The organism is Mesobacillus sp. (assembly GCF_057785455.1).
The window spans coordinates 1-25936 of record NZ_JBYNSB010000013.1 but is presented as its reverse complement, the minus strand read 5'-3'; the positions used below and the strand labels follow the sequence as shown (position 1 = coordinate 25936).

At 43.3% G+C, this 25936-nt stretch carries 26 protein-coding genes; 19 read left to right on the top strand and 7 right to left on the bottom strand.

Annotated elements, in window-relative coordinates; all coding sequences use genetic code 11:
• The first annotated feature begins 84 nt into the window (after positions 1 to 84).
• The 12 genes from glyQ to AC3EBE_RS05065 all read left to right on the top strand — a co-directional run bounded on the left by glyQ (position 85) and on the right by AC3EBE_RS05065 (position 12856).
• Entirely contained in the window at positions 85 to 975 is an 891-nt protein-coding gene (glyQ, locus tag AC3EBE_RS05120) for a glycine--tRNA ligase subunit alpha (protein ID WP_488593944.1), read from the top strand.
• Entirely contained in the window at positions 968 to 3043 is a 2076-nt protein-coding gene (gene glyS, locus AC3EBE_RS05115) for a glycine--tRNA ligase subunit beta (RefSeq protein ID WP_488593943.1), read from the top strand. The genes glyQ and glyS overlap by 8 nt, the downstream gene beginning before the upstream one ends.
• A gap of 237 nt (positions 3044 to 3280) precedes the next feature.
• Positions 3281 to 3913, top strand: a complete 633-nt coding sequence (ccpN, locus tag AC3EBE_RS05110; RefSeq protein WP_488593942.1) for a transcriptional regulator CcpN — start codon at positions 3281 to 3283, stop codon at positions 3911 to 3913.
• Between the two features lie 31 nt (positions 3914 to 3944).
• Complete coding sequence (locus AC3EBE_RS05105) at positions 3945 to 4763, top strand: pyruvate, water dikinase regulatory protein (RefSeq protein WP_488593941.1); 819 nt, start codon at positions 3945 to 3947, stop codon at positions 4761 to 4763.
• Between the two features lie 293 nt (positions 4764 to 5056).
• The gene (locus AC3EBE_RS05100) at positions 5057 to 5506 is read left to right on the top strand and encodes a YaiI/YqxD family protein (protein WP_488593940.1); all 450 of its coding nucleotides are present in this window, start codon (positions 5057 to 5059) and stop codon (positions 5504 to 5506) included.
• A 15-nt stretch (positions 5507 to 5521) separates the two neighbouring features.
• A complete protein-coding gene (gene dnaG, locus AC3EBE_RS05095; RefSeq protein ID WP_488593939.1) occupies positions 5522 to 7333 on the top strand; it encodes a DNA primase in 1812 nt (603 codons plus the stop codon).
• A gap of 44 nt (positions 7334 to 7377) precedes the next feature.
• The gene (gene rpoD / locus AC3EBE_RS05090; RefSeq protein ID WP_488593938.1) at positions 7378 to 8508 is read left to right on the top strand and encodes an RNA polymerase sigma factor RpoD; all 1131 of its coding nucleotides are present in this window, start codon (positions 7378 to 7380) and stop codon (positions 8506 to 8508) included.
• 82 nt (positions 8509 to 8590) lie between these two features.
• On the top strand, positions 8591 to 9124 hold the full coding sequence (locus AC3EBE_RS05085) for a hypothetical protein (protein ID WP_488593937.1): 534 nt from the start codon (positions 8591 to 8593) through the stop codon (positions 9122 to 9124).
• 98 nt (positions 9125 to 9222) lie between these two features.
• Positions 9223 to 10362, top strand: a complete 1140-nt coding sequence (locus AC3EBE_RS05080) for an acyl-CoA dehydrogenase family protein (RefSeq protein ID WP_488593936.1) — start codon at positions 9223 to 9225, stop codon at positions 10360 to 10362.
• 187 nt (positions 10363 to 10549) lie between these two features.
• On the top strand, positions 10550 to 10912 hold the full coding sequence (cccA, locus tag AC3EBE_RS05075; RefSeq protein WP_488593935.1) for a cytochrome c550: 363 nt from the start codon (positions 10550 to 10552) through the stop codon (positions 10910 to 10912).
• A gap of 121 nt (positions 10913 to 11033) precedes the next feature.
• On the top strand, positions 11034 to 11744 hold the full coding sequence (locus AC3EBE_RS05070) for a tRNA (adenine(22)-N(1))-methyltransferase (protein ID WP_488593934.1): 711 nt from the start codon (positions 11034 to 11036) through the stop codon (positions 11742 to 11744).
• Positions 11741 to 12856: a Nif3-like dinuclear metal center hexameric protein gene (locus AC3EBE_RS05065; RefSeq protein WP_488593933.1), complete on the top strand. Its 1116-nt coding sequence runs from the start codon at positions 11741 to 11743 to the stop codon at positions 12854 to 12856. The genes AC3EBE_RS05070 and AC3EBE_RS05065 overlap by 4 nt, the downstream gene beginning before the upstream one ends.
• A gap of 64 nt (positions 12857 to 12920) precedes the next feature.
• On the opposite strand, the gene AC3EBE_RS05060 is transcribed toward AC3EBE_RS05065, so the two are convergent.
• On the bottom strand, positions 12921 to 13874 hold the full coding sequence (locus tag AC3EBE_RS05060) for a 4-hydroxy-3-methylbut-2-enyl diphosphate reductase (protein WP_488593932.1): 954 nt from the start codon (positions 13872 to 13874) through the stop codon (positions 12921 to 12923).
• Between the two features lie 110 nt (positions 13875 to 13984).
• A complete protein-coding gene (vrrA, locus tag AC3EBE_RS05055) occupies positions 13985 to 14629 on the bottom strand; it encodes a VrrA/YqfQ family protein (protein ID WP_488593931.1) in 645 nt (214 codons plus the stop codon).
• Positions 14630 to 14870: 241 nt separating this feature from the next.
• On the opposite strand from vrrA, the gene AC3EBE_RS05050 reads away from it, so the two are divergent.
• Together AC3EBE_RS05050 and AC3EBE_RS05045 are read left to right on the top strand one after the other, a co-directional pair.
• Positions 14871 to 16184, top strand: coding sequence for a DEAD/DEAH box helicase (locus tag AC3EBE_RS05050; RefSeq protein ID WP_488593930.1), 1314 nt, complete (start codon positions 14871 to 14873; stop codon positions 16182 to 16184).
• Between the two features lie 23 nt (positions 16185 to 16207).
• Positions 16208 to 17098: a deoxyribonuclease IV gene (locus AC3EBE_RS05045; RefSeq protein ID WP_488593929.1), complete on the top strand. Its 891-nt coding sequence runs from the start codon at positions 16208 to 16210 to the stop codon at positions 17096 to 17098.
• Positions 17099 to 17214: 116 nt separating this feature from the next.
• Here the strand turns inward: AC3EBE_RS05045 and AC3EBE_RS05040 are convergent, their stop codons facing one another.
• Entirely contained in the window at positions 17215 to 17469 is a 255-nt protein-coding gene (locus AC3EBE_RS05040; RefSeq protein WP_488593928.1) for a DUF2624 domain-containing protein, read from the bottom strand.
• 194 nt (positions 17470 to 17663) lie between these two features.
• Here AC3EBE_RS05040 and AC3EBE_RS05035 point away from each other — a divergent pair, with 194 nt between their 5' ends.
• Genes AC3EBE_RS05035 through zur form a run of 3 tightly spaced genes read left to right on the top strand, consistent with a single transcriptional unit; the run spans position 17664 to position 19715 of the window.
• Positions 17664 to 18449: a metal ABC transporter ATP-binding protein gene (locus tag AC3EBE_RS05035; RefSeq protein ID WP_488593927.1), complete on the top strand. Its 786-nt coding sequence runs from the start codon at positions 17664 to 17666 to the stop codon at positions 18447 to 18449.
• A complete protein-coding gene (locus AC3EBE_RS05030) occupies positions 18446 to 19288 on the top strand; it encodes a metal ABC transporter permease (protein WP_488593926.1) in 843 nt (280 codons plus the stop codon). The genes AC3EBE_RS05035 and AC3EBE_RS05030 overlap by 4 nt, the downstream gene beginning before the upstream one ends.
• A 13-nt stretch (positions 19289 to 19301) precedes the next feature.
• Positions 19302 to 19715: a zinc uptake transcriptional repressor Zur gene (gene zur, locus AC3EBE_RS05025; protein WP_488593925.1), complete on the top strand. Its 414-nt coding sequence runs from the start codon at positions 19302 to 19304 to the stop codon at positions 19713 to 19715.
• 108 nt (positions 19716 to 19823) lie between these two features.
• Here the strand turns inward: zur and AC3EBE_RS05020 are convergent, their stop codons facing one another.
• A complete protein-coding gene (locus AC3EBE_RS05020; RefSeq protein ID WP_488593924.1) occupies positions 19824 to 20393 on the bottom strand; it encodes a hypothetical protein in 570 nt (189 codons plus the stop codon).
• A gap of 166 nt (positions 20394 to 20559) precedes the next feature.
• On the opposite strand from AC3EBE_RS05020, the gene AC3EBE_RS05015 reads away from it, so the two are divergent.
• Positions 20560 to 21114, top strand: a complete 555-nt coding sequence (locus AC3EBE_RS05015) for a DUF4190 domain-containing protein (RefSeq protein ID WP_488593923.1) — start codon at positions 20560 to 20562, stop codon at positions 21112 to 21114.
• A 58-nt stretch (positions 21115 to 21172) separates the two neighbouring features.
• Here AC3EBE_RS05015 and ispG read toward each other — a convergent pair whose 3' ends face one another.
• From ispG to AC3EBE_RS05000, 3 genes are all read right to left on the bottom strand, one after another.
• The gene (ispG, locus tag AC3EBE_RS05010) at positions 21173 to 22276 is read right to left on the bottom strand and encodes a flavodoxin-dependent (E)-4-hydroxy-3-methylbut-2-enyl-diphosphate synthase (protein ID WP_488594010.1); all 1104 of its coding nucleotides are present in this window, start codon (positions 22274 to 22276) and stop codon (positions 21173 to 21175) included.
• A gap of 116 nt (positions 22277 to 22392) precedes the next feature.
• Positions 22393 to 22746, bottom strand: a complete 354-nt coding sequence (locus AC3EBE_RS05005) for a LysM peptidoglycan-binding domain-containing protein (RefSeq protein ID WP_488593922.1) — start codon at positions 22744 to 22746, stop codon at positions 22393 to 22395.
• A gap of 393 nt (positions 22747 to 23139) precedes the next feature.
• Positions 23140 to 23916, bottom strand: a complete 777-nt coding sequence (locus tag AC3EBE_RS05000; RefSeq protein ID WP_488593921.1) for a DUF1189 domain-containing protein — start codon at positions 23914 to 23916, stop codon at positions 23140 to 23142.
• A 218-nt stretch (positions 23917 to 24134) separates the two neighbouring features.
• Between AC3EBE_RS05000 and AC3EBE_RS04995 the strand changes: the two genes are divergently transcribed.
• Entirely contained in the window at positions 24135 to 25766 is a 1632-nt protein-coding gene (locus AC3EBE_RS04995) for a Na/Pi cotransporter family protein (RefSeq protein WP_488593920.1), read from the top strand.
• Positions 25767 to 25936: the final 170 nt, after the last annotated feature.

Genomic DNA, 25936 nt, shown 5'->3' with positions numbered 1-25936 from the left:
ATATTCAATGCATAGGAGGCGGGAGTTTTTTATTTGGTTTTTTAACGATTAGCAAAGATGCAGAAAATCTTCGGAGGTGTACAGATGAATATTCAAAACATGATATTAACATTGCAAAAACATTGGTCAGAACAAGGCTGTATCCTTATGCAGGCATATGATGTCGAAAAAGGCGCGGGAACAATGAGCCCTTACACATTCCTGAGGGCAATCGGTCCAGAACCGTGGAATGTTGCCTATGTAGAGCCGTCACGCCGCCCTGCTGATGGCCGTTATGGAGAAAACCCTAACAGGCTGTACCAGCACCACCAATTCCAGGTGATCATGAAACCTTCTCCAGACAATATCCAGGAACTCTACCTTCAATCATTGAAGGCTCTGGGAATCGACCCGCTGGAACACGACATCCGCTTTGTAGAGGACAACTGGGAAAATCCATCGCTTGGCTGCGCAGGCCTTGGATGGGAGGTATGGCTGGATGGGATGGAAATTACCCAATTCACATACTTCCAGCAGGTAGGGGGATTGGATTGTAAACCGGTTTCCGTTGAAATAACCTACGGTATCGAAAGACTTGCGTCATATATCCAGGATAAAGAGAATGTCTTTGATTTGGAATGGACTAATGGCTTCACAGTAAGGGATATTTTCGGACAGCCAGAATATGAGCATTCAAAATATACATTCGAAACTTCTGATCAGGAAATGCTTTTCAACCTTTTCAATATTTATGAAAAAGAGGCACACCGTCAAATGGATGAAGGTCTTGTACATCCTGCCTATGACTACGTGCTGAAATGCTCCCACGTTTTCAATATTCTTGATGCCCGCGGCGCGATTTCTGTTACCGAAAGAACTGGCTATATTGCACGCTGCCGGAACCTGGCCAAGAAAGTAGCGAAAACCTTCAATGAAGAAAGAGAAAAATTAGGTTTCCCGATTATTAAACGGAAGGAGCAGATTGAAAATGACTAAGCGTAATTTATTGCTTGAAATTGGATTGGAAGAAATGCCTGCAAGATTTATCACCGATTCAATCAACCAGCTGGGTGCGAAGGTTGAGAGCTGGCTTAACAGCAACAAAATCGGATATGGAAGCATAAATTTATATTCGACACCGCGCAGGCTTGCGGTGCTTGTCATGAATGTAGATGAACGCCAGGAAGACAGCGAAGAGGAAGCGAAGGGCCCAGCCAAAAAGATTGCTCTTTCTGAATCAGGGGAGTGGTCAAAGGCAGCAATCGGGTTCACGCGCGGCCAGGGAATGACCGTTGAAGATATTTTCTTTAAAGAGATTAATGGTGTTGAATACGCACACATCAGAAAGTTCATCAAGGGGCAGGAAACAGCAGATTTGCTAATTGAACTTGAAGGGATTATCACAAGCCTGAACTTCCCGAAAAACATGCGCTGGGCAGATCTTGACATGCGGTATGTGCGTCCGATTAAATGGCTTGTAGCCTTGTTTGGCAGTGATATCATCCCATTCGAAATTGCTGGAGTGAAAACAGGGAATGTAACAAGAGGACATCGCTTTCTTGGAGCTGGGGAAGTGGCCATTTCCAGCCCTGAAGAATATGAAGAAATCCTATTGGGAGAATACGTTGTGGCTGATGCCCAAAAGCGTAAAGAGGCCATTTTATCGCAGCTTGAAAAAATAGAGGAAGAAAATAGCTGGAGCATTCCTGTCGATGAAGATTTACTAGAAGAAGTCAATAATCTAGTTGAATATCCAACTGCGTTATATGGCAGATTTGAAGAGGAGTTCCTGGAGATCCCAGGCGAGGTGCTGATAACCTCTATGAAGGAGCACCAGCGTTACTTCCCTGTGAAATCAAATGAAGGAGACTTGCTGCCTCATTTTGTCACAGTCCGCAATGGAGATCACCTCCATATTGAAAAAGTCGCACGCGGAAACGAAAAGGTATTAAGGGCAAGATTGGCTGATGCTGCGTTCTTCTATAAAGAAGATCAAAAGCTCCAGATAGAAACTGCATTAGATAAGCTAAAGACAATCGTCTATCATGAAGAGATAGGGACAATCGCAGAAAAGAGCGAACGTGTCCGCAATCTTGTAAAGCTGATTGCCGACAGAATGGAGATATCTTCAAATGTCATCAGCGCAGCAGACAGAGCTTCGCAAATCAGTAAATTTGACCTGGTATCACAGATGGTATATGAGTTCCCTGAGCTGCAGGGTATTATGGGTGAAAAGTATGCACTTCAAAAGGGTGAGTCTGCCGAAGTTGCTGCAGCAATCAATGAACATTACATGCCAAGGAATGCAGAAGATTCCCTTCCGAAATCCGCGGCTGGAGCTCTAGTGGCGGTTTCTGATAAGCTGGATACGATCATTTCCTTCTTTGCCCTTGGAATCATACCAAGTGGTTCACAGGATCCATATGCATTAAGAAGGCAGGCGACCGGAATCGTTCAGATACTCATCGAAAAACAATGGGCAGTGACCTTGGAAAATTTGATTGGGCTGTCTTTGAACCTGATTTCTGAAGCTGGCATTGCAAAACGGCCAGAAGAAGAAATTTATCACGATTTAATCCAATTCTTCAAGCTGAGAGTTAAGCATATGCTGCAGGAACGCGGTATCCGCTATGATATAATTGATGCAGTCCTTGGCGGTGAACTAGGCGTAGTCGCAAAGCTGATGGAAAAGGCCGATGCCCTTCAGGAGGCAAGTTCTCAGGAAGGATTCAAGGAAAGCATTGAAGCCTTAAGCAGGGTTCTGAACATCGCCAGCAAGAAAGAGGTCTTGGGGGATATCAACCCGGATCTGTTTGAAAATGAACATGAGCAAGCTTTATATAATCAATATCTTGAGCTCGCCAAGAATACTGAAACCGGCGTTGAGGCATCATCTTACTATCAAATGCTAGTTTCCCTAAAACCTGTCATCAACCAGTATTTTGACCATACGATGGTTATGTCGGATAATGATGCTGTTAAGGAAAACCGCCTTAACCAGATGGCTGCACTAGCTGTCTTGATCATGAAACTGGGCAAGGTCAATGATATTGTTGTGAAGTAATTCCATAATGTGCCTTCCTTCACAGGGAGGCACATAAAAATGTACTGTAAAAGTCGCATATTCTCCAATATAATATCAAATATCTGCTTTTTATTTACCGGCATTAAGATATAATATCTTAAAAGCAGTATTCAGTTAATTTTTTCCGAATACAAAACTGACAGCCGATTTACTGCATTAAGTTAATAGAGGCTATATATTTAGGTTTTCAATAATAATAGTGATTAATCCGGTTAGGTGGTGAGGACAATCGAACTGAATAAGCGCCAGGAGCAGATCCTGCAGATTGTAAAGGATAATGGCCCGATTACTGGTGAACATATTGCCGACAGGCTAAATCTGACAAGGGCGACATTAAGGCCGGACCTTGCCATCCTGACAATGGCCGGCTATTTGGATGCAAGGCCTCGGGTTGGATACTTTTACACTGGAAAATCAGGTTCACAGCTGATGTCTGAGAACCTTAAGAAAATTCGTGTCAGAGATTATCAGTCCATACCGGTTGTCGTACCTGAAAATGTTTCAGTTTATGACGCCATCTGCACCATGTTCCTTGAGGATGTAGGGACATTGTTTGTAGTGGACAAAGCTTCAAAGCTTGTCGGTGTTCTTTCAAGGAAGGATTTGTTGAGAGCAAGCATCGGCAAACAGGAATTGACAACGCTTCCGGTCAATATTATCATGACGCGGATGCCGAATATTACAGTCTGCAGGCGTGATGACTTGTTGATCGATGCCGCAAAGGAATTGATTGAAAAGCAGATTGACGCCCTTCCGATCATCAAAGATACGGATGATGGATTCGAGCTTGTAGGCAGGCTGACAAAGACCAACATTACGAAGGCATTCGTAGCATTGGCAGAGGAATAAGGAGCAATTATTGAAGGGGCTGGTTATTAAAATGAATAAAACGCCAATAATTTATGTGGTTTCTGACTCTGTCGGCGAGACAGCTGAACTCGTTACAAAGGCAGCGATCAGCCAATTTGAGCATGTGGATGTGACGCTAAAAAGATATCCGTATGTTGAAGATAAAGTACATATCGATGAAGTAGTAGCACTAGCAAAGCATGATGCAGGAATGATTGCATATACGCTGGTTAAACCTGAAATCAGTGATTATCTAAAAGAGGCCGCAGCTAAGGAAGGCGTATATGCCTGCGATATCATTGGCCCTCTTATGCAGCAAATCCAGATTATCAGCGGCGAAACCCCACTATATGAACCAGGCCTGGTCCGGAAGCTTGATGAAGATTATTTTAAGAAGGTAGAAGCGATTGAGTTTGCTGTTAAATATGATGACGGACGTGATCCGAGGGGAATTTTAAAGGCGGATATCGTGCTTGTCGGCGTATCGAGGACTTCAAAAACGCCGCTGTCACAATATCTTGCCCATAAAAGGTACAAAGTCGCAAACGTGCCATTGGTTCCAGAGGTAGATCCTCCGGAAGAATTGTTCCTGGTTCCGAAGGAAAAGTGTTTTGGTTTAAGGATTACTCCTGACAAGTTAAATCAAATTCGAAGAGAGCGCCTGATATCACTTGGCCTGAATGATAAAGCCATTTATGCAAACATTGAGCGTATCAAGGAAGAGATCCAGTTCTTCGATGGAGTTGTCGAGAAGATTGGCTGTCCTGTTATAGATGTAACCAATAAAGCGGTCGAGGAAACGGCTAATGTGATCCTTAATATGGTCCGCAAGAAAAATCTCAATTCCTAGCACATATCCATTTTTATGTGCTTTTCTTTTTGAGTCTTATAAACGATATTCTTTACCAAGAAAAAATAATGGAAATATAGGCTTTCTTATACTATAATAAAAAATTGTGATAAAAATGTATCTGTTTAGGTTTAGACTTGACAGATTACGAATAAACTATTTATTATCAGTTGTCAAGATAATGACCATGAAAAAATTCGACAAAGTTCCCTGTAAAAAATATAGTCCCTAAGAAGGAATACGCGGGGGGATGTAGAATTAATACTAGTGAAATCAACAATCAGACTCTATTTGTGGATGCTGATTCATGCCCAGTCATGAAGGAAATTGTCGAAATTGCTTCCGAGTTTTCAATCGGAGTGATTTTTGTGGCTTCATATGCCCACATGAGGAACAACCTTGAAGGGCAGAATTGGGTATTTGTAGATTCCCACAAAGAGGCTGTGGACCTTTATTTAATGAATCACGTTAAGAAAGGTGATTTTGCGGTGACGCAGGATATTGGTCTTGCTTCCACCCTACTTGCGAAAGGGGTTTATGCCATCTCTCCAAGGGGAACTCTATTTGAAGAAAAAGAGATACAAACTGCTCTCGAACTCAGGCATCTTTCCGCAAAGGCAAGAAGGCAGGGAGTTTATGGAAAAGGGCCAAAACCCTTTACTGAAAGAGACAGGGGGAAGTTTATAAAGGGATTAAGCATGCTTTTGTCGAATTTTAAGATATGTTCAAAGAATCACAACTAATCAGAGGTCATGCATATGGCAGAGAGGATTGCCGAGGAAAAAGTCAATGAGATCCGTCAGGCGGTTGAAATAGTCGATGTCATTGGTGATTATGTCCAGCTGAAGAAACAGGGCAGGAACTATTTTGGTCTCTGTCCATTTCATGGGGAAAACTCCCCTTCCTTTTCGGTATCGCCTGACAAGCAGATTTATCATTGTTTTGGCTGTGGTGCCGGTGGAAATGTTTTTTCATTTTTAATGGAAATTGATGGACTATCCTTCCAGGAAGCCGCAATCAAGCTTGCCGAGCGCGCAAATGTCGAATTGCAGCTGGAAGGCCCTGCTTCAGGCAGGGGACCGCAATTACCTGAAGGTTCAAGGCAAATGATTGAAGCGCATGAGTTATTGCGTAAATTCTATCATCATTTGCTTGTAAACACAAAAGAAGGTCAGGATGCATTGGAGTACCTGCTAAATAGGGGGTTCACAATGGAATCCATCGACCGCTTCCAGATTGGCTATGCACTGCCTTCTTGGGATTTTGTGACAAAACTGCTTGAAAAGAGAGGCTTTTCATTAGCTCTGATTGAAAAAGCAGGCTTGGTCATACAGAGGGAAAAAGACGGGACCTACTTTGACCGGTTCCGGGATAGAATTATGTTTCCGATTCTTGACCATCAAGGGAACACGATTGCGTTTTCAGGCAGGGCACGGGGGGGCGAAGAACCCAAATATCTGAATAGCCCTGAAACGCAAATCTTTAACAAGAGCAAGGTTTTATATAATTTCCATCTTGCTCGGGGCTCTATCAGGAAACAGCAGCAGGCTGTCCTCTTTGAAGGCTTTGCTGATGTCATTTCAGCAAATCGTGCTGGTGTCGAAAATGGCGTAGCTACGATGGGGACTTCGCTTACCGAAGAGCATATATCCTTGCTGAAGAGAAATGTCCAGGCTGTTACAATTTGCTATGATGCAGATAAAGCTGGTATAGAAGCGGCATTCAGAGCTTCTGGCATGCTTTCCAAAGCTGGATTTACGATCAAGGTAGCAATGATGCCTGATGGTCTGGATCCCGATGAGTTCATAAAGATCCACGGTGAGGAAAAGTTCAAAAATGACATCATCGGGGCAAGCTCAACCTTGATGGCCTTTAAATTATCATATTACCGAAGAGGGAAAAACCTTCAGAATGAAGGAGATCGTCTTCAATATATCGAAGAAGTACTTAAAGAAATTAGCCAGCTTGAAAAGGCCGTTGAAAAAGACCTGTATTTGAGGCAGCTTGCCAACGAATTTTCGCTTTCGCTTGATGCACTTGTGCAGCAGCAAAACCAGCTGTCACAGGCTAATAACCAACGGGGAAAAGATCAGCCCAGGCAGCAGCCGGAAAGAAACCCAGTGGCTTTCAGCCGGAAAGCCGAACTGAAGCCAGCCTATCATACAGCTGAAAGGCGCCTGATTTTCCACATGATGAGGGATTCGGATATAGCCTACAAGGTTCAGGGCCTGCTCCAGGGAAATACGTTCAACATTGATGAACATCAGGCTATTATTACTTATTTATTTGCATACTATGAAAAAGGACATGATCCCGACCCAAGTGCGTTCTTAAATTATCTAAAGGATAATAAGCTAAAAAGGGTCGTTGCTGATATAGAAATGATGCCCCTTAACGAGGAGCTCAGCGATCAGGAATTAACTGATTATATCAAGCAGGTGTTGAATTATCAAAAAATGTTAAAAATAAAGGAAAAAGTGGCAGAACAAAAACAGGCAGAACGACAAAATGACTTCTTGCGTGCTGCGGCAATAGCTGCTGAAATTATCAGCTTGCGCAAGACACTATAAATCCCTATGCTGATTGTTTTTGATTTTTGGAAGGAGGGGGACAAATGGCTGAAAAGTCGGCCCGTTCTAAAGAGGTCACAGAAAATGAAGTGACTGTTGAACAAGTGAAAGACCAGCTAACTGCGCTGGGCAAAAAGACAGGCGTCCTTGCCTATGATGATATTGCTGAAAGGCTCTCAAGCTTTGAGCTCGATTCAGACCAAATGGATGAATATTATGAGTTCCTTGGAGAGCAGGGAATTGAACTCGTTGGCGAGAGCGATGAGTCAGAGGATCCCGATCTGAAACAGCTTTCAAAAGATGATGAAGAATTCGATCTGAATGACTTGAGTGTTCCCCCAGGAGTCAAAATCAATGACCCTGTAAGAATGTATCTTAAGGAAATCGGACGCGTCGATTTGCTATCTGCAGAGGAAGAAATCAATCTTGCCGAACGGATTGAGCAAGGGGACGAAGAAGCTAAAAGACGCCTTGCAGAAGCTAACCTTCGACTTGTTGTAAGCATAGCGAAGCGCTATGTAGGCCGAGGCATGCTGTTCCTGGATTTGATCCAGGAAGGTAACATGGGATTGATCAAGGCTGTAGAAAAATTTGATTACCGCAAGGGCTTCAAATTCAGTACGTATGCTACATGGTGGATCCGCCAGGCGATCACTCGTGCGATTGCAGACCAGGCGCGTACAATCAGGATTCCGGTCCACATGGTTGAAACCATCAATAAATTAATCCGAGTCCAAAGACAGCTTCTTCAGGATTTAGGGCGCGAACCGACTCCTGAAGAAATTGGTGAAGACATGGATCTGTCACCAGATAAGGTACGTGAAATTCTTAAAATCGCTCAAGAGCCTGTTTCCCTTGAAACTCCTATTGGAGAAGAGGACGATTCACATCTTGGAGATTTCATTGAAGACCAGGACGCAACTTCTCCTTCAGAACATGCTGCATACGAGTTATTGAAGGAACAGCTTGAAGATGTTCTGGACACACTCACTGACCGTGAAGAGAATGTTCTGCGCCTCCGTTTTGGACTGGACGATGGCCGTACTCGCACATTGGAAGAAGTGGGCAAGGTATTTGGTGTTACGCGTGAACGTATTCGCCAGATCGAAGCCAAAGCACTTCGCAAGCTAAGGCACCCAAGCCGCAGCAAACGCCTGAAAGACTTTTTAGAATAGGATTGCCAAGGAATAATTTACTTTTTAAAATAAAAGTAAATTATTCCTTTTTTTATACCGACTTACTCGACAGGACGTGGATATGATGGAAGATCACCGAAAGAAAATTATTATTCATGAAATTAATTACTGGAAAACAAATCGCATGCTGCCTGAGCATTATTGTGATTTTCTTTTGAATCTGTATACAGAAGGCAGTTCGCCTGAATCACCGGCTGCAGCCAGGAAGCGTTTCTCTTTCTTATCACTTATAGATGTTATCCTGCTTGCCCTGTTATCGCTTTCAATATTTTTATTTTATTTTACTGAATTGTCTCTCACTTTGCAAATTGGCCTAGTGGCTATTTTCGGCATATGCTCAATTGTAACCGCATGGTACTTGATCTCCAAATCTTATCGAAAATTAATCCCTTTGCTAGCCGCCTCGCTTATTCTTCTGATCGTCAGCGTCCAATTGGCGGAAATTCTTTATCCTGGCAATACCTTTGCGTTATATGCGGTAACGATTGGGAATTGTCTTTTATGGATTGCTGCTGGTTATAGTTGGAGGATTGTTTCCTATAAAATCTCCGGCTTCATAGGCATTGTCATTCTGGCAATTACTATATTCATATAATAATTAAATATTTAAAAGTTTTTAAATGTTGAGAATATTGTCTGTTCACCTTTATAATGAAAAATGAAAACGTATTCAACAGCTTAAGGGGGATGGAAATGAATTTTGATTTAACATCTGAACAGGCAATGATTAAAAGGACAATTAGAGAGTTTGCTGAGGAAGAGGTTGCTCCTGGAGCGATTGAAAGAGATAAAACAAAGCAGTTTCCGACAGAAATCTTCAAGAAACTCGGCGAACTAGGAATGCTTGGTTTGCCGTTTCCAGAGGAATATGGGGGAGCAGGAGCGGATACGATCAGTTTTGCTATCGTTACTGAGGAATTGAGCAGGGCCTGTGCATCGACTGGTATTACCTACTCAGCTCATATTTCATTGGGCGGTGCACCGATAAATTTATTTGGAACAGAAGAGCAAAAACAAAAATATCTTGCTCCAATCTGTACGGGTGAATCGATGGGCGCTTTTGGGCTGACTGAGCCGAATGCCGGGTCGGATGCAGGCGGGACACAGACGACAGCAAAAGAAGAAAACGGTGAATATGTCATCAATGGAAGCAAATGCTTCATTACAAATGCGAGCTATGCAAAGCACCTGGCACTGACAGCCATTACAGGTGAAAACAACGGCACCAAAGAAATCAGTGCGATTATCGTGCCAACAGACGCTGCCGGTTTTACAGTGATCGACAACTATGAAAAAATGGGTCTTAATGCTTCCAATACGACAGAGCTGGTAATGGAAAACGTACGGGTGCCGGCAGAAAACCTGTTAGGGAAGAAAGGCCATGGCTTTAAGCAATTCCTGATCACACTGGATGGCGGCCGTATTGGTATTGGAGCAATGGCTGTGGGTGTAGCCCAAGCTGCATACGAAAAAGCACTTCAATATGCACAGGAAAGAAAACAGTTTGGCAAATCACTGTCAAAATTCCAGGCAATTCAATTTAAACTTGCAGATATGGCAATGAAGATTGAGCTTGCCAGAAATATGGTTTATAAAGCTGCATGGCTTAAGGATCAGGGCCGGCCTTTCTCTAAAGAAGCTTCCATGTGCAAGCTCTATGCCTCTGAAATAGCCATGGAGGTGGCTGACCAGGCTGTCCAGATTCATGGAGGCTATGGATACATGAGAGAGTATGAAGTAGAACGTTATATGAGGGACGCCAAGCTGCTGGAAATCGGCGAAGGAACATCTGAAGTTCAAAGAATGGTCATCGCAAGATTAATTGGCTGCTAGGTTGGAAATAGTATAAAGAGTAATTTCCACAAAAACTTCATCATTTGATGGGGTTTTTTGTCTAAATTGTGAACAAGTGTGACAAAGTTTGCTTTTTTGCTTTTCCTGTAAACGTTTTTCAAGTAAAATAATAGTTGCTTGAAATTATTATTTAAAAGTGATGTTATACATAAGGGAGGGTATTTAAATGAATCGTAATCCAATCATTCCATTCGTTTTGATCATGGTTATGGGTATCGGCTTGATGTTCCTGCTTTCTTTCAAAGGCCTCGGAGATTCCGAAGACCTTGCGAAGGAAAAGGAAGGCGGCGGCAAGACTGAAGAAACTGCTGAGGTTAACCCAGAAGAGTTCTATCAGCAAACATGTGCTGGCTGCCATGGCAATCAGTACGAAGGTGTGTCAGGTCCTTCTTTGAAGGGCGTTGGCAGCAAGTATTCCAAGGATGAAATCAAGGATATCCTGATTAACGGTAAAGGCAACATGCCTCCTGGAATGGCTGCAGGCAAGGAAGAACAAATGGCTGAATGGCTGACTACAGAATTGAAGTAAGTTTAAAAGGCTCTTTGCTTTAGCAAAGGGCCTTTACTTTTATTTCTTTCCACAATTGGACAAGGGCCTCGACCTTTTCATATACTAATAAAAGCAAACTAAGAACTAGAAGGTGACTTTCATGAATGCTGAAAAGCTATCAAACAGGCTGCAAGCCGTTGCAAATAATATTCCGGAGGGTGCCAGGCTGGCTGATATTGGTTCTGACCACGCGTACCTGCCCTGCAATGCTGTAAAGAAGGGAAATGTCTCTTTTGCCATAGCAGGTGAAGTCGCAGAAGGGCCCTTTTTATCTGCACTGGAACAGGTTAAATCTGAGGGACTTACAGATTTTATAACAGTCCGCAAGGGAGATGGCCTGGATGTGATCCAGCCTGGCGAGGTGGAGTGCATCACGATCGCAGGTATGGGAGGGACTTTGATTTCAAATATCCTGGAGCGTGGAAATTCTAAACTTGATGGAGTCAAACGGCTGATTCTGCAGCCGAATGTAGGCAGCTTTGCAGTACGCCGCTGGCTGATCGACCATCAATGGGAATTAATAAAGGAAGAAATCCTTAAAGAGGATGGAAAAATTTACGAGATCCTCGTAGCAGAAAAAGGGGAACCATTAAAGCCTTACGAGCAAATCGACCGGGAGAAAGGCATCCTGTTCGGCCCGTTTTTAATGCAAGAAAAGCATCCAGCTTTCATAGAAAAATGGAACCATGAAAAAAAGAACTGGGAACGAATCAAGCAGCAGCTTGAAATCGCAGTCCAAAATGATGAAACGGCTGAAAAACGGCAGGAGCTTGAGCTTAAGATCAAGATGGCAGAGGAGGTACTTAAGTGAAAAAGGTAAACGGACATGAAGTCATCCAGCTATTTGAACAATTTTCCCCAAAGGCCTACGCGATGGAAGGTGATAAAATCGGGCTGCAAATAGGCGCATTAAATCAGCATGTGCAAAATGTCCTGGTTGCTTTGGATGTGACTGAGGAAGTGGTGGAGGAAGCTATTGCAAAGAATGTCCAATTAATCATCGCCCATCATCCACCGATTTTCAGGCCGCTCCAGAAAATCGCGACAGAAACCCCTTCAGGCAGGATGATTGCAAAGCTAATCAAGCATGATATCGCGGTTTACGCTGCCCATACAAATCTCGATGTGGCTGTCGGCGGAGTGAACGATTTGCTTTCCGATGCTCTGGGGTTACAGGACCCGGAAGTGCTGATACCTACATACGAAGATAAATTGAAAAAGCTGGTTGTTTTTGTTCCAGCGGAAAATGCTGAAAAACTGAGGGAAGCTCTCGGCAATGCGGGTGCTGGTTCTATAGGCAATTACAGCCACTGTTCGTTTTCAGGATTGGGAGAAGGCCGCTTCCTTCCTGGTGAAGATACAAATCCTCATATAGGGAAACAGGGAAAGCTTGAATCGGTCAATGAAGTCAGGGTGGAGACTATTTTTCCGCAAAGTCTTGAAAAAAAAGTATTACAAGCTATGATTAAAGCTCATCCATATGAAGAGGTCGCCTATGATGTTTACAGCCTTGAGAATAAAGGGGAACAGCTGGGGCTTGGACGCATCGGTAAAGTGGCTGAAACCACACTTGGAGAATTTGCTGAAAAAGTGAAGCAAGCCTTTGAGGTTGACACGGTCCGTGTTGTCGGTGATTTAAATGCAAAAGTGAAAAAGGCTGCTGTCCTGGGCGGTGATGGCAATAAGTATTATACTCAGGCCAAATTCCGCGGAGCTGATGTTTATATCACTGGGGACATATATTATCATACTGCTCATGATGCCATGATGGCAGGCTTGAATATGATCGATCCAGGCCATAATGTCGAAAAGGTGATGAAAAAAGGGGTAGCCAAAGCAATGGATAAGCTCTGCAAGGAAAAAGGCTATGATGTCGTTTTCCTTCCATCTGAAATCGGCACCGACCCTTTTACATTTATTTAAGATACTTCGAAAGAACCTTATAAAAGCAAAGCAGCCTGAATTCATTCAGGCTGCTTTATATTGTCTATAGACTTGCTTCTGCCTTTTTTACCTTTGGAAGGATTTTGCTTAAAGGAACCTTTTTCTCTTTGACCCATGTTGCTTCGTTCTCTGGGTCAAATTGATCAATGAAGGTAATGACCTCTTTGGTAATCGGCGTAGGTGTCGACGCTCCAGAGGTCACAGCGACCGTTTTTGCCTCTCTTATCCAATCAATATCCAATTCAGTAATATCTGCAATCCTGTAGGCTTTGGTGCCAGCGATTTCTTCTGATACCTGCGCCAGGCGATTGGAGTTATTGCTTTTTGGATCGCCTACAACGATGAGGACATCAGCCTCTTTTGCCTGTTCCGCAACAGCCTCCTGACGAACCTGGGTTGCCATGCAGATTTCTTTATGGACCTCTGCATGCGGGAATTTTTCTTTTACTTTCTCCATGATTTCTGCAACATCCCACTGGCTCATTGTCGTCTGGTTCGTTACAATCAGTTTTTCAGCATCCAATGATAGTGCTTCAACATCTGCAGCTGTTTCAACGAGGTGGACAATTCCAGGTGCGACGCCAACTGCGCCCTCGGGTTCAGGGTGACCTTTTTTGCCGATATAAATGACCTCGTAGCCTTCTTCTTCCTTGGCACGGATCAGGTTGTGGGTGTTCGTGACATCAGGACAGGTTGCGTCGATGGAAACCAGGCCTTTCTTTTTAGCCAGCTCCCGGACCTCTGGTGAAATTCCGTGGGCAGTAAAAATAACGGTCCCGCCATCAACCTTCTCCAGGATTTCCCTGCGGTTGTTTCCATCTAGTGTGATAATGCCTTCTTCTTCGAAGGCATCGGTGACATGTTTATTATGGACAATCATCCCAAGTATATATATAGGCCGCGGCAAGCTTTTGTCGAGTGCAGCATTGCGTGCAATGACCATAGCGTCTACTACGCCATAGCAATAGCCGCGCGGTGAAATTTTAATAACATTCATTGCGTCATCCTCCTGCGAAAACCTCTGATTCTCTCTTTTATTATATAAGACTTGCAGAAAGAATACAAAAGTGACTTTTTTCACTGGAATGTATTAAAGGATCCGCCTGGCTATATAAAAAGTTTTGGGGATGAAGATCCTTTAGGAGCCTGCTTTCCCTTACCGGCTGATGTTTTTCTGCGCTTTTTTGCTGAAGCTTTTTTCTTGACGGGTTCATGCACCGACTCAATTTCTTCTGTGCTCTCCGATTCAACAGGCGAACTTTTTGCCTGCTCATCCGCATCGGGCATATCCTTAAGGCCTTTATACAGTTTCCACATCGAAGGCAGGTTGCGGACGAGAGGGCCGTACTGCTGAATCATTGGACCGAATTGCTGGGCTGTGCTCAGCACTTTTTGTGTATTGGTAAGAAAGCCGTTAAGGGCTGCCGGGTCGGTCAATGTTTTCAGGAAGCCTCCTCCAGAGCCTGCAGCCGCACGTGCCGGACTGCTTCCGGCTGATAGCAGGCCATTTACAGGGCTCCCCGGACCTCTTCCTCCTCCTTTGCCGAGAATTTTGGCCAGCAGGCCGCCACCTTGTTTTCTTTGTGGCCCTCGGCTATTCATTGGGCCAAACTGTCCCTGGCGCATCCTTGGCATAGGTGCAAAGCTTCCTGGGGGCATCTGGCGAGGTGGCATGCCAGGCCTTCCCATGGGCATGGGTCCCATGAAGTGCTGCGGCATCCCTCGGGAATTCATACGGGGTCCTTGAAGCATAGAGACCCCTCCTTTCCATTAATCGTCTCCTATTAGAGTATGCAGCTGACTGGAAATGGTTTAATAAATTGCTTTTGCCATGAAACAGGTTGTTTTTTTACAAGGAAAGGTTAATATAGTACTGATTGGAGATTTTCTGCAATCTTTATTATAATTACAGGATGAACCTGAAGAGACCAGCTTACGGAACGGGCTGAAGTCCTGAGCGATAAAAGGACAAGGGTAAAAAAGGAGATTTACAATGACAGAAACAAAATTTGAACGATATGAACTTAAGCCTTTCATCATAAATGCTGTGAAAAAGCTTGGCTTTCATGAGCCAACAGAAATACAGGAGCGCTTGATTCCGACCATTTTAAAAGGGGAGAGCGCGATTGGCCAGTCGCAGACAGGTACAGGCAAAACGCATGCCTATGTTTTGCCAATCATGAACAAGATCGATGCTGCCCGCAATGAAGTCCAGGCTGTCATCGCGGCGCCTACACGCGAGCTTGCCAACCAGATCTATCATGAAGTATTGAAAATTGCCGAGAGTGCTCCAGAGGATGAAAGAATTACCGCTCGCTGCTACATTGGCGGTACAGATAAGCAAAGAACCATCGAAAAGCTTAAGACTCAGCCTCAAATTGTAATCGGTACTCCAGGCAGGATTAATGATCTCGTAAAAGAAAATGCCTTATACGTGCATACAGCATCGGTACTGGTTGTTGACGAAGCGGATCTCATGCTTGATATGGGCTTCATTGAGGATATAGACCAGTTTGCATCCCGCATGCCTGAAAAGCTTCAAATGCTTGTTTTTTCAGCTACCATCCCGGAGAAATTGAAGCCATTCCTGAAAAAATACATGGAAAACCCAAAATATGTCCAGGTTGATCCTAAACAGGCAACAGCTGAAAATATCGAGCATATTCTTTTGCCATCAAGACATAGGGATAAGATCGGCCTTGTCCATTCGGCATTGCTTGCATTTAACCCTTACCTTGGAATCGTATTCGCGAATACGAAGAAAAAGGCAGATGAGATTGCCGATGGCTTAATCCAGAAGGGCATGAAAGTTGGCCGTATCCATGGTGACCTGAGTCCGCGTGAACGGAAGAGGGTCATGAAGCAGATTAAAGATCTTGAATTCCAGTATCTTGTTGCGACCGACCTTGCTGCTAGGGGAATTGACATCCAGGGAATCAGCCATGTAATTAACTATGAACTTCCTACTGACCTCGATTTTTATATCCACAGGGTGGGAAGGACAGCACGTGCAGGTTCATCAGGAATCGCGCTGACGATTTATGAGCAAAGTGATGAGGATGCATTAGTGAGACTTGAGAAAATGGGAGTCACCTTTAAGAACATTGATTTGAAAAAGGGTGAATTCACTGAGATAGAAGAACGCAACAGGCGCCAGAACAGAAAGAAAAAAGAATCACCAGGCGAAGCAGTTGCTAAATCGCTTGTTTCCAAGCCGAAGAAGGTAAAGCCGGGCTACAAGAAGAAAATGCAGGCGGAAATGGATAAGATTAAAAAGAGACAAAACCGTCTTCAGAAGAAAAAGTAATATGTGTTAGGGAGAGATTAGGTATGCTAATTGGCTCACATGTTTCAATGAGCGGCAAAAAAATGCTTCTGGCTGCCAGTGAAGAAGCAGTATCATATGGAGCAAATACCTTTATGATTTATACTGGGGCACCCCAGAATACTAGACGGAAGAAAATCGAGGACCTTAATATTGAAGAGGGCCGGAGACATATGGAGCAGAACGGCATCAGTGAGATTGTAGTCCATGCCCCGTATATCATCAACATCGGTAATACCTCCAATCCCGATACTTTCGACTTGGGTGTAAGATTCCTCAGAAGTGAAATCGATCGAACAGAGGCACTCGGAGCGAAGCAAATCGTCCTGCACCCTGGAGCGCATGTCGGTGCAGGCACAGAATTAGGCATCCGGAAAATTGTCGAGGGCCTGAATGAGGTCCTAACGGTCAATGACAATGTCCAGATTGCCCTCGAGACGATGGCGGGAAAGGGATCGGAATGCGGAAAGTCCTTCGAAGAGTTAGCAATGATTATCGACGGGGTCAACTACAATGACAAACTCTCTGTCTGCTTTGACACTTGCCATACTCATGATGCAGGCTATCCGGTTGTCGAGGATTTTGACGGTGTCCTGAATGAATTTGACAAAATCATTGGTATTGACCGGCTGAAGGTTCTTCATATCAATGACAGCAAAAACGCTATGGGCATGAGGAAGGACCGCCATGAGAATATCGGATTTGGTCATATCGGTTTTGATGCACTAAGCTATATTGTGCACCATCCTCAGCTGACAGCCATTCCGAAAATACTCGAAACCCCATTTGTCGGGGAAGACAAGAACAATAAAAAAGCACCGTACAAACATGAAATCGCAATGCTGAAGAGCAAACAATTTGAGGAAAGCCTGCTGGATAAGATCATGATGGGATAAGCAGGAGATAAAGAGAAAAGCTGACGGTTTACACTTAGCCATAAGGCAAAGGAACCGGCAGCTTTTTATTTATCTTTAAAACCGAATTGTAAAATTAGCAACTAACTTATGAGGTCTCATTTAGTGAACTGGATAAAAAGCTTGTTAACCTCCCGAGCTGTTTCCGGGTTTGTGATCCTGGCAATTTCCTTGATCAAAGCAGTCCGTTCCGAATTATTGAAAATATTGACTTTTTTCCCTCGTAAGTACTCGGCAATTTTCTGAGCCTGCGGTTTTGAGACAGAGATTTGAAATTGTTTCGCATATTTTAACAGTTCATCAGCCGTAATATTGCTTATTTTATGGTTTATGATATTTTCAAAAATAGCCAAAGTTCATCACTCCTCCATAGTAGCCTATGAGCCAGCGGAGGAAATAGTGACACTTTTTCTTTCTTAAGTGCTGTTTTTGCTATCAGGAGTGGGGAATTTCGGATAATGCGAATCATATTGTTTACAATCAGCAAGGATAAAGATATACTACTTAATGTAAATCGTAATGATTCTTATTTTATGCGGGTGATTAAATGAGCAATAAAGAATATATTGTCCAGGTGCAGGATTTGTATTATCGATACGAAAAAGAGAATGTACTTGAAAATATAAATTTGAATATTGAGAAGGGGAGCTTTCTGGCAATTGTCGGGCCAAACGGTTCTGGTAAATCAACCCTTCTAAAGCTGATGCTGGGACTGCTGAAACCGCAGCAAGGCTTGATTAAATTATTTGGACAGGAAAGCAATAAATTCAAGGACCAGCATAAGATCGGCTTTGTGTCACAGAAAGCAAATTCATTCAATACTGGTTTTCCGGCAACTGTTTTTGAAGTGGTTGCTAGCGGTTTGACAAAAAAGCTTGGTCTTTTTACATTTCTGAAAAAAACGGATGATGATAAAATCAGGCAGGCCATAGAATCTGTGGGAATGGCAGAGTATATTGACAGGAATATCGGAGAGCTTTCCGGGGGCCAGCAGCAGCGGATTTTTATTGCAAGAGCTCTTGTCAGCAATCCGGAATTGCTGATTCTTGATGAACCTACAGTCGGTGTGGATGCTAAGAATGTCAATTCCTTTTATGAAATGCTTGAAACGCTTAATAAAAAGAACGGAATCACGCTCCTGCTCGTAACTCATGATATCGGGACGATATCCGATAAGGTTACAAATGTAGCCTGCCTGAATAAAAACATGCACTTCCATGGAAGTACCGAAGAATTTGAACAACTGAAGGTTAATGAGGTTTCAGAAATCTACGGGCATGATATCCATGTTTTGACACATGACCATCATCATCATGAGGGGGCCCATTCATGATCAGAGGTTTGATGCAGTATGAATTTTTGCAGAATGCTTTCCTGACAGGATTGATCATTGGGGTGATTGCTCCGCTTCTTGGTGTTTTTATTGTTGTCCGCCGGCTGTCACTCATTGCGGATGCCCTAAGCCACGTGACATTGGCTGGTATAGCGGCAAGTTTGCTGCTTGAAAAGAAGTTCATGCTTTTCAGCGGTGTGAACCCGTTATATATGGGGATGGCATTTTCGGTAGGCGGCTCGCTCTTTATTGAAAAATTAAGATCTGTTTACAAGCACTATCAAGAATTGGCTATACCGATTATTTTGTCAGGCGGAATCGGGCTTGGTGTCATCTTTATTTCGCTTGCCGATGGTTTTAATACAGACTTGTTCAGTTACTTGTTTGGGAGTGTCAGTGCTGTCAGCAGGACAGATCTCTGGACGATTGCGATCATCAGTATACTCGTCATTGCGCTGGTTATTCTGCTGTATAAGGAATTATTCTTATTATCTTTTGATGAAGAGTATGCACGGGCTACAGGCATAGCTGCAAAGACGCTGCACTTCATCTTTATTATTATGGTTGCATTGGTTATTGCTGCTTCCATGAGAATAGTCGGTATCCTGCTTGTATCTTCTTTGATGACGCTGCCGGTCGCAGCAAGTATCAGATTTGCTAAGGGATTTAAGCAAACCATCTTCTTCTCCATCCTTTTTGGCGAAATCTCTGTACTGGGAGGACTTATTCTCTCTTACTACATGGACCTTGCACCAGGCGGCACAATCGTCATGATTGCGGTACTCATCCTGATCTTGGCCATATGGCTGAAGAAACGCGCTTCAACAAGACCTATTTAGCGGGGTGACTCTTATGAATGTAAATGATGCCATGAACCTTCTGAAGGAACAGGGTTATAAACATACCGGAAAGCGGGAGGACATGCTTCAGCTTTTTTCCGATAATGATAAATATTTGACGGCAAGAGATGTCTTGGAGCAGATGAAAGGGAACTACCCGGGATTAAGCTTTGATACGATCTACAGGAACCTTAGCGTGTTTGTTGAGCTTGGAATTCTGGAAATGACAGAGCTGTCTGGGGAGAAGCATTTCCGTTTTACTTGTTCGCATAAAGAACATCACCATCATTTTATATGCCTGGATTGCGGCAAGACCAAGGAAATTGAGACTTGTCCGATGAGAAATATCGAGGGCAGCTTTAAAGGGTATGATATTTCCGGGCATAAATTTGAGATTTATGGCCGCTGCCCTGATTGTGTACAATAATTAAACCATAAATGAAAGGCCTGGCTGGCAGCAGCCAGGCCTTTTCTTGCAGCGGATAATTATATTATAAGGTTCTCCAAAATAAAAAACGGCCAGAAACAGGGCCGTTTAACTATGATTAAGCCAATTCTCCACCCAGTCCCTCGCTTCAATCCACGTTTTTACGCGGATGACTCCCTCAGGAATGGGCTCCTGGTTATAGGGAGTATCGAAGAGCAGGACCGGAATGTTTAGCTCTTCATGGAGAATTACTGCGTTATCATGTTTGTCCTCAAAGAAAATATCAACATTATATTTCCGTGCTGCCTCGATTTTATCATGTGAACCAATCAAATGAATATCATCAAACCCCAGTTCCTGAGCTGTAAACCACTCCTTCGTCAGGTCCATTAGATGGCTCCCTCTTGCACTGATGAAAAATAATTCATGCTGCTTTTCCCATTTTTTTAAAACTTCTTTTGCTCCTTCTGCCAGTGGAGACTGGGAGTAAATGACAGGCTCCATCTTTTTGAACCATGCCGCAAATTCTTTTTCGGATACTGTTACAAGCGGCATAAAATCATACTGCTTTATGTCATCCAGCGTAATATTTAAATTAAATGCTTCATTCAAATAAGGAACAAAGGTGGTTGGGCATGTAACTGTTCCGTCAATATCTATGCCAAATCGTTTTTTCATGCAGATTTCTCCTTAATAAAAACTATATCTTAATCTTACCAGATGTACATATACGGCAAAAGTTACTTTTACTTCGTAAACATGGCAAGTCAAACATTGCCATGATGAAATACACCCCCGTTGTAAACAATAATAAATGCTCCACTACAGAAAGCGAGGGATTATAGTGGCAGATCAAGAACGTAAACAGCTTGGTACCGAATATATTACTGAACCTGAGCAGGACGTCATCACTGTAAGGGATGCACGTGCTGAAATTTACCAGGAAGAGACCGCAACCGAGATTGCTGTTCCTGAACGTGATGAACACTATCAGAACATGACGGCAATTGCTTCGCCTGAACGTGATGAACACTACCAGGAAATGACGGCAATCGACTCATCCGAGCGTGACGAACACTACCAGGAAATGACTGCAATTGCCTCTCCTGAACGTGACGATCGCTACCGCGAAGAAACCGCGGCAGAAATTGCGGCACCTGCACCTGTAATCAGAAACAGAGGCTCAGAAGAAGAAAGTACGACTGGAGGAAGAGGGCTGGCATACTCAGCTCTTGCCTTATCGATCTTGTCGCTGTTTATACTGCCTGTTCTTTTCGGAGCAGCCGGAATTGTCCTTGGCTTCATGGCCCGCAGAAGGGGTTCTGAGCTGGGTACCTGGGCAATAGGAATCGGGGTTATTTCAATCCTGATTGGCATCTTCATCCTGCCGTTTTTTTAACGGTGCATAAAGCAAGCTATAAAAAGACCCGGGAAAAGTTCCCGGGTCTTACATCTGCTTATTGCTGGACTGCAGCGGCTGCTTCAGCAGCTTCACGCAATTTCTCCTCTGCAATCTTATCGATTTCTTTTTTTAGTTCCTCCACCATTGTCGCTTCAGGAACCTTTCGGACGATTTCTCCTTTACGGAATAATAGCCCTTCCCCTCTTGCACCAGCAATCCCGATATCTGCCTCACGCGCTTCGCCAGGGCCGTTTACAGCACAGCCAAGAACTGCTACCTTAATAGGAGCTTTAATTTTTGAAATGTACTCTTCGACCTCGTTTGCAATGCTGATCAGGTCAATTTCAATCCTTCCGCATGTAGGACATGAAATCAATGTCGCCGCATTTGCTGCAAGGCCAAATGCTTTTAGAAGCTCTCTGGCAACTTTGACTTCTTCAACAGGATCGGCACTTAAGCTAACCCTTACTGTATTCCCGATACCCTTGCTCAGAATAGCGCCAAGACCAGCGGCACTCTTTACTGTTCCTGCAAATAATGTTCCGGATTCAGTAATTCCAAGATGCAGCGGGTAGTCAAATGCCTTTGCAGCTTTTTCATAAGCTTCAATTGCAAGGTTCACATCAGAAGCCTTCATGGAAACAATGATGTTGTGGAAATCAAGGTCCTCAAGGATTTTAATGTGATGCAACGCACTTTCGACCATGCCGTCCGCCGTTGGATATCCGTATTTCTCCAGGATGCGCCTTTCAAGTGAACCAGCATTTACACCAATCCTGATTGGGATTCCGCGTTCCTTGGCTGCTTTTACGACTGCCTCGACTTTTTCGCGTTTCCCGATATTCCCTGGATTGATCCTGATTTTATCTGCTCCGCCCTCAATCGCCTTTAGTGCGAGGCGATAATCAAAATGAATATCGACCACAAGCGGGATATTGATGCGTTTTTTGATTTCAGGTATTGCATTTGCTGCTCTTTCATCAGGGCATGCAACACGGACAATCTGGCAGCCTGCTTCTTCAAGACGCTTGATTTCAGCTACAGTCGCCTCTACATCATGTGTCTTTGTGGTTGTCATACTTTGGATGACAACCTCGTTATTGCCGCCTATAGTTAAATTTCCAACCCGAATTGGACGGGTCTTGGTACGATGTATAATTTCACTCAACAGTGATTCGCTCCTTTGAAAAAATGGAATTCAAATAATAAATTCTTATTGATGCACATCCCCATTTTATCAATCTTCTGCTTCCGTTGACAAGGAAAGACTATTTGTTAGCCTTCACTATTTCCCTTGCTATAATCCGGGAATTTGTATGTCCTGCCAAATTTGATCTTTTGCGGATCTGTTCCATCATTCAATCGCTTGAAGTCGTCGACTGCCTTTGAAACAGGTACAGCAAGCGGTGTTTTTGAGTTGCTGTCCAATACGGATAAAACGGTGTCTCCCGGTTTAACCTCGTGTTCAAAATATGGTATCCCTGCCGATTCCTCTTCAATCTTTTTAACTTCCTTTTCCTTTGCTTCTATTATTTTCATATTTGCTGCGGGAAGAGTCCCAGCAGTCAAGTCATTGTAAACCGCATACGTTACTATTATGAATACCAATAATCCCACTAGCTTTTTCACAGGATCAGCCTCTCTTTCATGCCTATATCAAATGATATGTACCTGAAGTAGAGTTAAGAACACTTATTACTAGATTTTAAAACGTTTTTTGAAAGTATATGGTTTAGGCCAATGTTGATATCAACAGTCCCTTAAGCCAAGGCTCTGTTAAACGAGGCTGTTGATTTTCGTTCCAGGCGCTTCGCTTTCCTCGGGGCGTGGGGTGAGCCTCCTCGTCGCTTTGCTCCTGCTGGGTAAAATGGCCCCTTCTTTTCGGGCCATTTCTACCTAGGTCTCACCTACCCGCTTCATCCCGAAGGAGTCTTCGCGCCTTCCACTACAATCAACAGGGTTAAAAATCAACATTCAGCTTTAACACAGCCTAAGCCAAAAAAAATACGCCAAAGGCGCATTTTACTCCAAATCATTCTTCTGGGAGGGAAGTTCCTTGATTGCCAATAAAAGAATCATTGAGCTGACGAACCAGTTGATCAAGAAGCCGTTCGGCACATCAGTCTTCAGCAAAGCCATTATAGTGAAGAATAAACTGGGAAGTGTCACACTGTAGGCTGCCATCCGCCACAAATGCCTATATTCCAGGGTTTTTCCTGCAACCTGCTTTAATAGTAAGCCGAAGAGGGCAAGGAGGGTTATTTCGATAAACTTCATTCCGCTAGAGAGAATGTAAATAGCTGTAAAGAATAAACCAGTAACGATTGGAAGAAAGGCTCCGGCTCTGTCAATCAAACTGAGCATATCTTTTTTGGATAGCATTTCATCGGCGAGTAAAGTGTATGGGATTGTGTTGCTTTGCCCACCAGCATTAAGAACGGCATGATCTTTCAGCAGCCCAAAAACAGAATTGGTTTCTGCGAAATCTTCTAACTCAACAGCACCTGTAGAATCAAAGACCATCGTAAAACTTCCATTCTTTATAGTAATAGGCTCTCTGGCCTCCGACCTCAGCTGGCCTTCTTGAATGCTGAACTCTGGGAGCTCTGATTCAATCACCGCTCTTGAAGAGGTAAGAGCGTCCTGAATGCTTGAAGCAAAATAGAATGAAGAGGGAAGTATTGATAAAAATGTTAACAGGAAAACATATGAAATAGTCTTTCCGATTCCCTGATACCTGAATGCTGCGATATCACGAGGTGAATACAGGCTTTTCACAAATTGTTTTAAGAGGTTCATATATACACGTCCTTATATCAATTCCGCCTATTATTTTAGCTTTTTAACCATGGAGAAAACAAGCGACAGGGTACTTTCTGTAACATTTTTGTAACATAAAGCCCTATTGTTAAGGTATTGTAAATTTGGACCTTAAACAGTTTACTTTTAATTAAAAATCCCTTCATAATAATGAAGGTTTGTAATTCTTTGTCGAAATTTTTCTAGGGGTTGAAAAAATGGAATTGAATTTACAAGAAATGCTGTTTGAGTTCTTTGGGGGTCTTGGAATTTTTTTATACGGCATTAAATTTATGGGAGACGGACTGCAAAAATCAGCAGGTGAACGGTTGAGGGACATTTTGGACCGTTTTACAACGAATCCTTTAATGGGTGTTTTAGCAGGGATCTTTGTAACCGTACTATTACAAACAAGCAGTGGTACTACGGTTATTACTGTCGGGCTCGTAAGCGCCGGTTTTATGACATTAAGACAGGCTATCGGGGTAATCATGGGTGCCAACATCGGAACTACAGTCACAGCGTTTATCATCGGTATTGATATTGGCGAATATGCATTGCCTATCATAGCAGTCGGATCAATTATGTTATTTTTCTTTAAAAATAAGCAGATCCATAACTTTGGACAAATTGTCTTTGGATTTGGAGCGTTATTCTATGGGTTAGAATTAATGAGTGGAGGAATGAAACCATTAAGAAGCTTGGAATCATTTCATGATTTGACTGTAGAGATGAGCTCAAACCCGATCCTGGGAGTTGTTGTCGGAACTATTTTTACAGTGATTGTTCAAAGTTCCAGTGCAACTATTGGTATTCTTCAAAGTCTTCATGCTGAATCCATGATTAATCTTGATGGGGCATTACCAATCTTGTTTGGTGACAATGTCGGCACCACGATCACTGCAGTTCTTGCTGCAATTGGCACATCTGTAGCTGCGAAGAGGGCAGCTGCAACACACGTGCTTTTCAATCTTATCGGTACAACGATTTTCTTGATTCTTTTACGGCCATTTACAAGCCTGATTGAATTATTAAGTGATAAATTACATCTAAATCCTGAAATGTCCATTGCATTTGCGCATGGGATTTTCAATACAACCAATACGTTAATCCAGCTGCCATTCATCGCGATCTTAGCCTTGATTGTTACTAAACTTATTCCTGGTGAAGATACGATCGTTGATTATAAGGCGCAGCATCTTGATCCAGTATTTATCGAACAATCTCCTTCTATCGCGTTAGGTCAGGCGAAGGAAGAAGTACTCCGTATGGGTAAATTTGCATTAAAAGGACTTGAAGAAACAAATCAATTCTTAAAAACGCATAATACCAAGCATGCTAGCAGTGCGTATCAGCTTGAGGATGCAATTAATAATCTTGACCGCAAGATAACTGATTATCTCGTTGATTTAGCAACAAGCTCATTATCAGCACATGAATCAGAAGAACATAGCATGCTGATTGATACAGTCCGCGATATCGAAAGAATCGGTGACCATTTCGAAAACATCATCGAATTGGTTGAATACCAGCAGGCTAACAAAGTGAAGATGACTGATACTGCGATGGATGATCTTGAAATCATGTTCAATCTTACTGTACAGACAGTTGATGAAGCATTACAGGCACTTGATCAGAAAAATCTTGAAATCGCTTCTGCAGTTGTTAAAAAAGAAAATGAGATTGACAGTATGGAACGTACGCTTAGAAAGCAGCATATCCTTCGCATGAATGAAGGAAACTGCTCCGGACAGGCTGGGATTGTATTCGTTGACATTATCAGCAACCTCGAACGAATTGGGGATCACGCTGTAAATATCGCTGAATACGTTTTAGGAGACCAGAAATGATGGTAAGATAAGCAAGGGGATGCCCTTGCTTCAGACTGTAGACAAACTCGATGGAAATCGAGCTTGTCTACAGTTTTTTTGGTTTGTGCTGGAATGGGGCTGTTGATTTCCGTTCCAGGCGCTTCGCTTTCCGCGGGGCCGGCGCTGAGCCTCCTCGTCGCCGCTGGCGC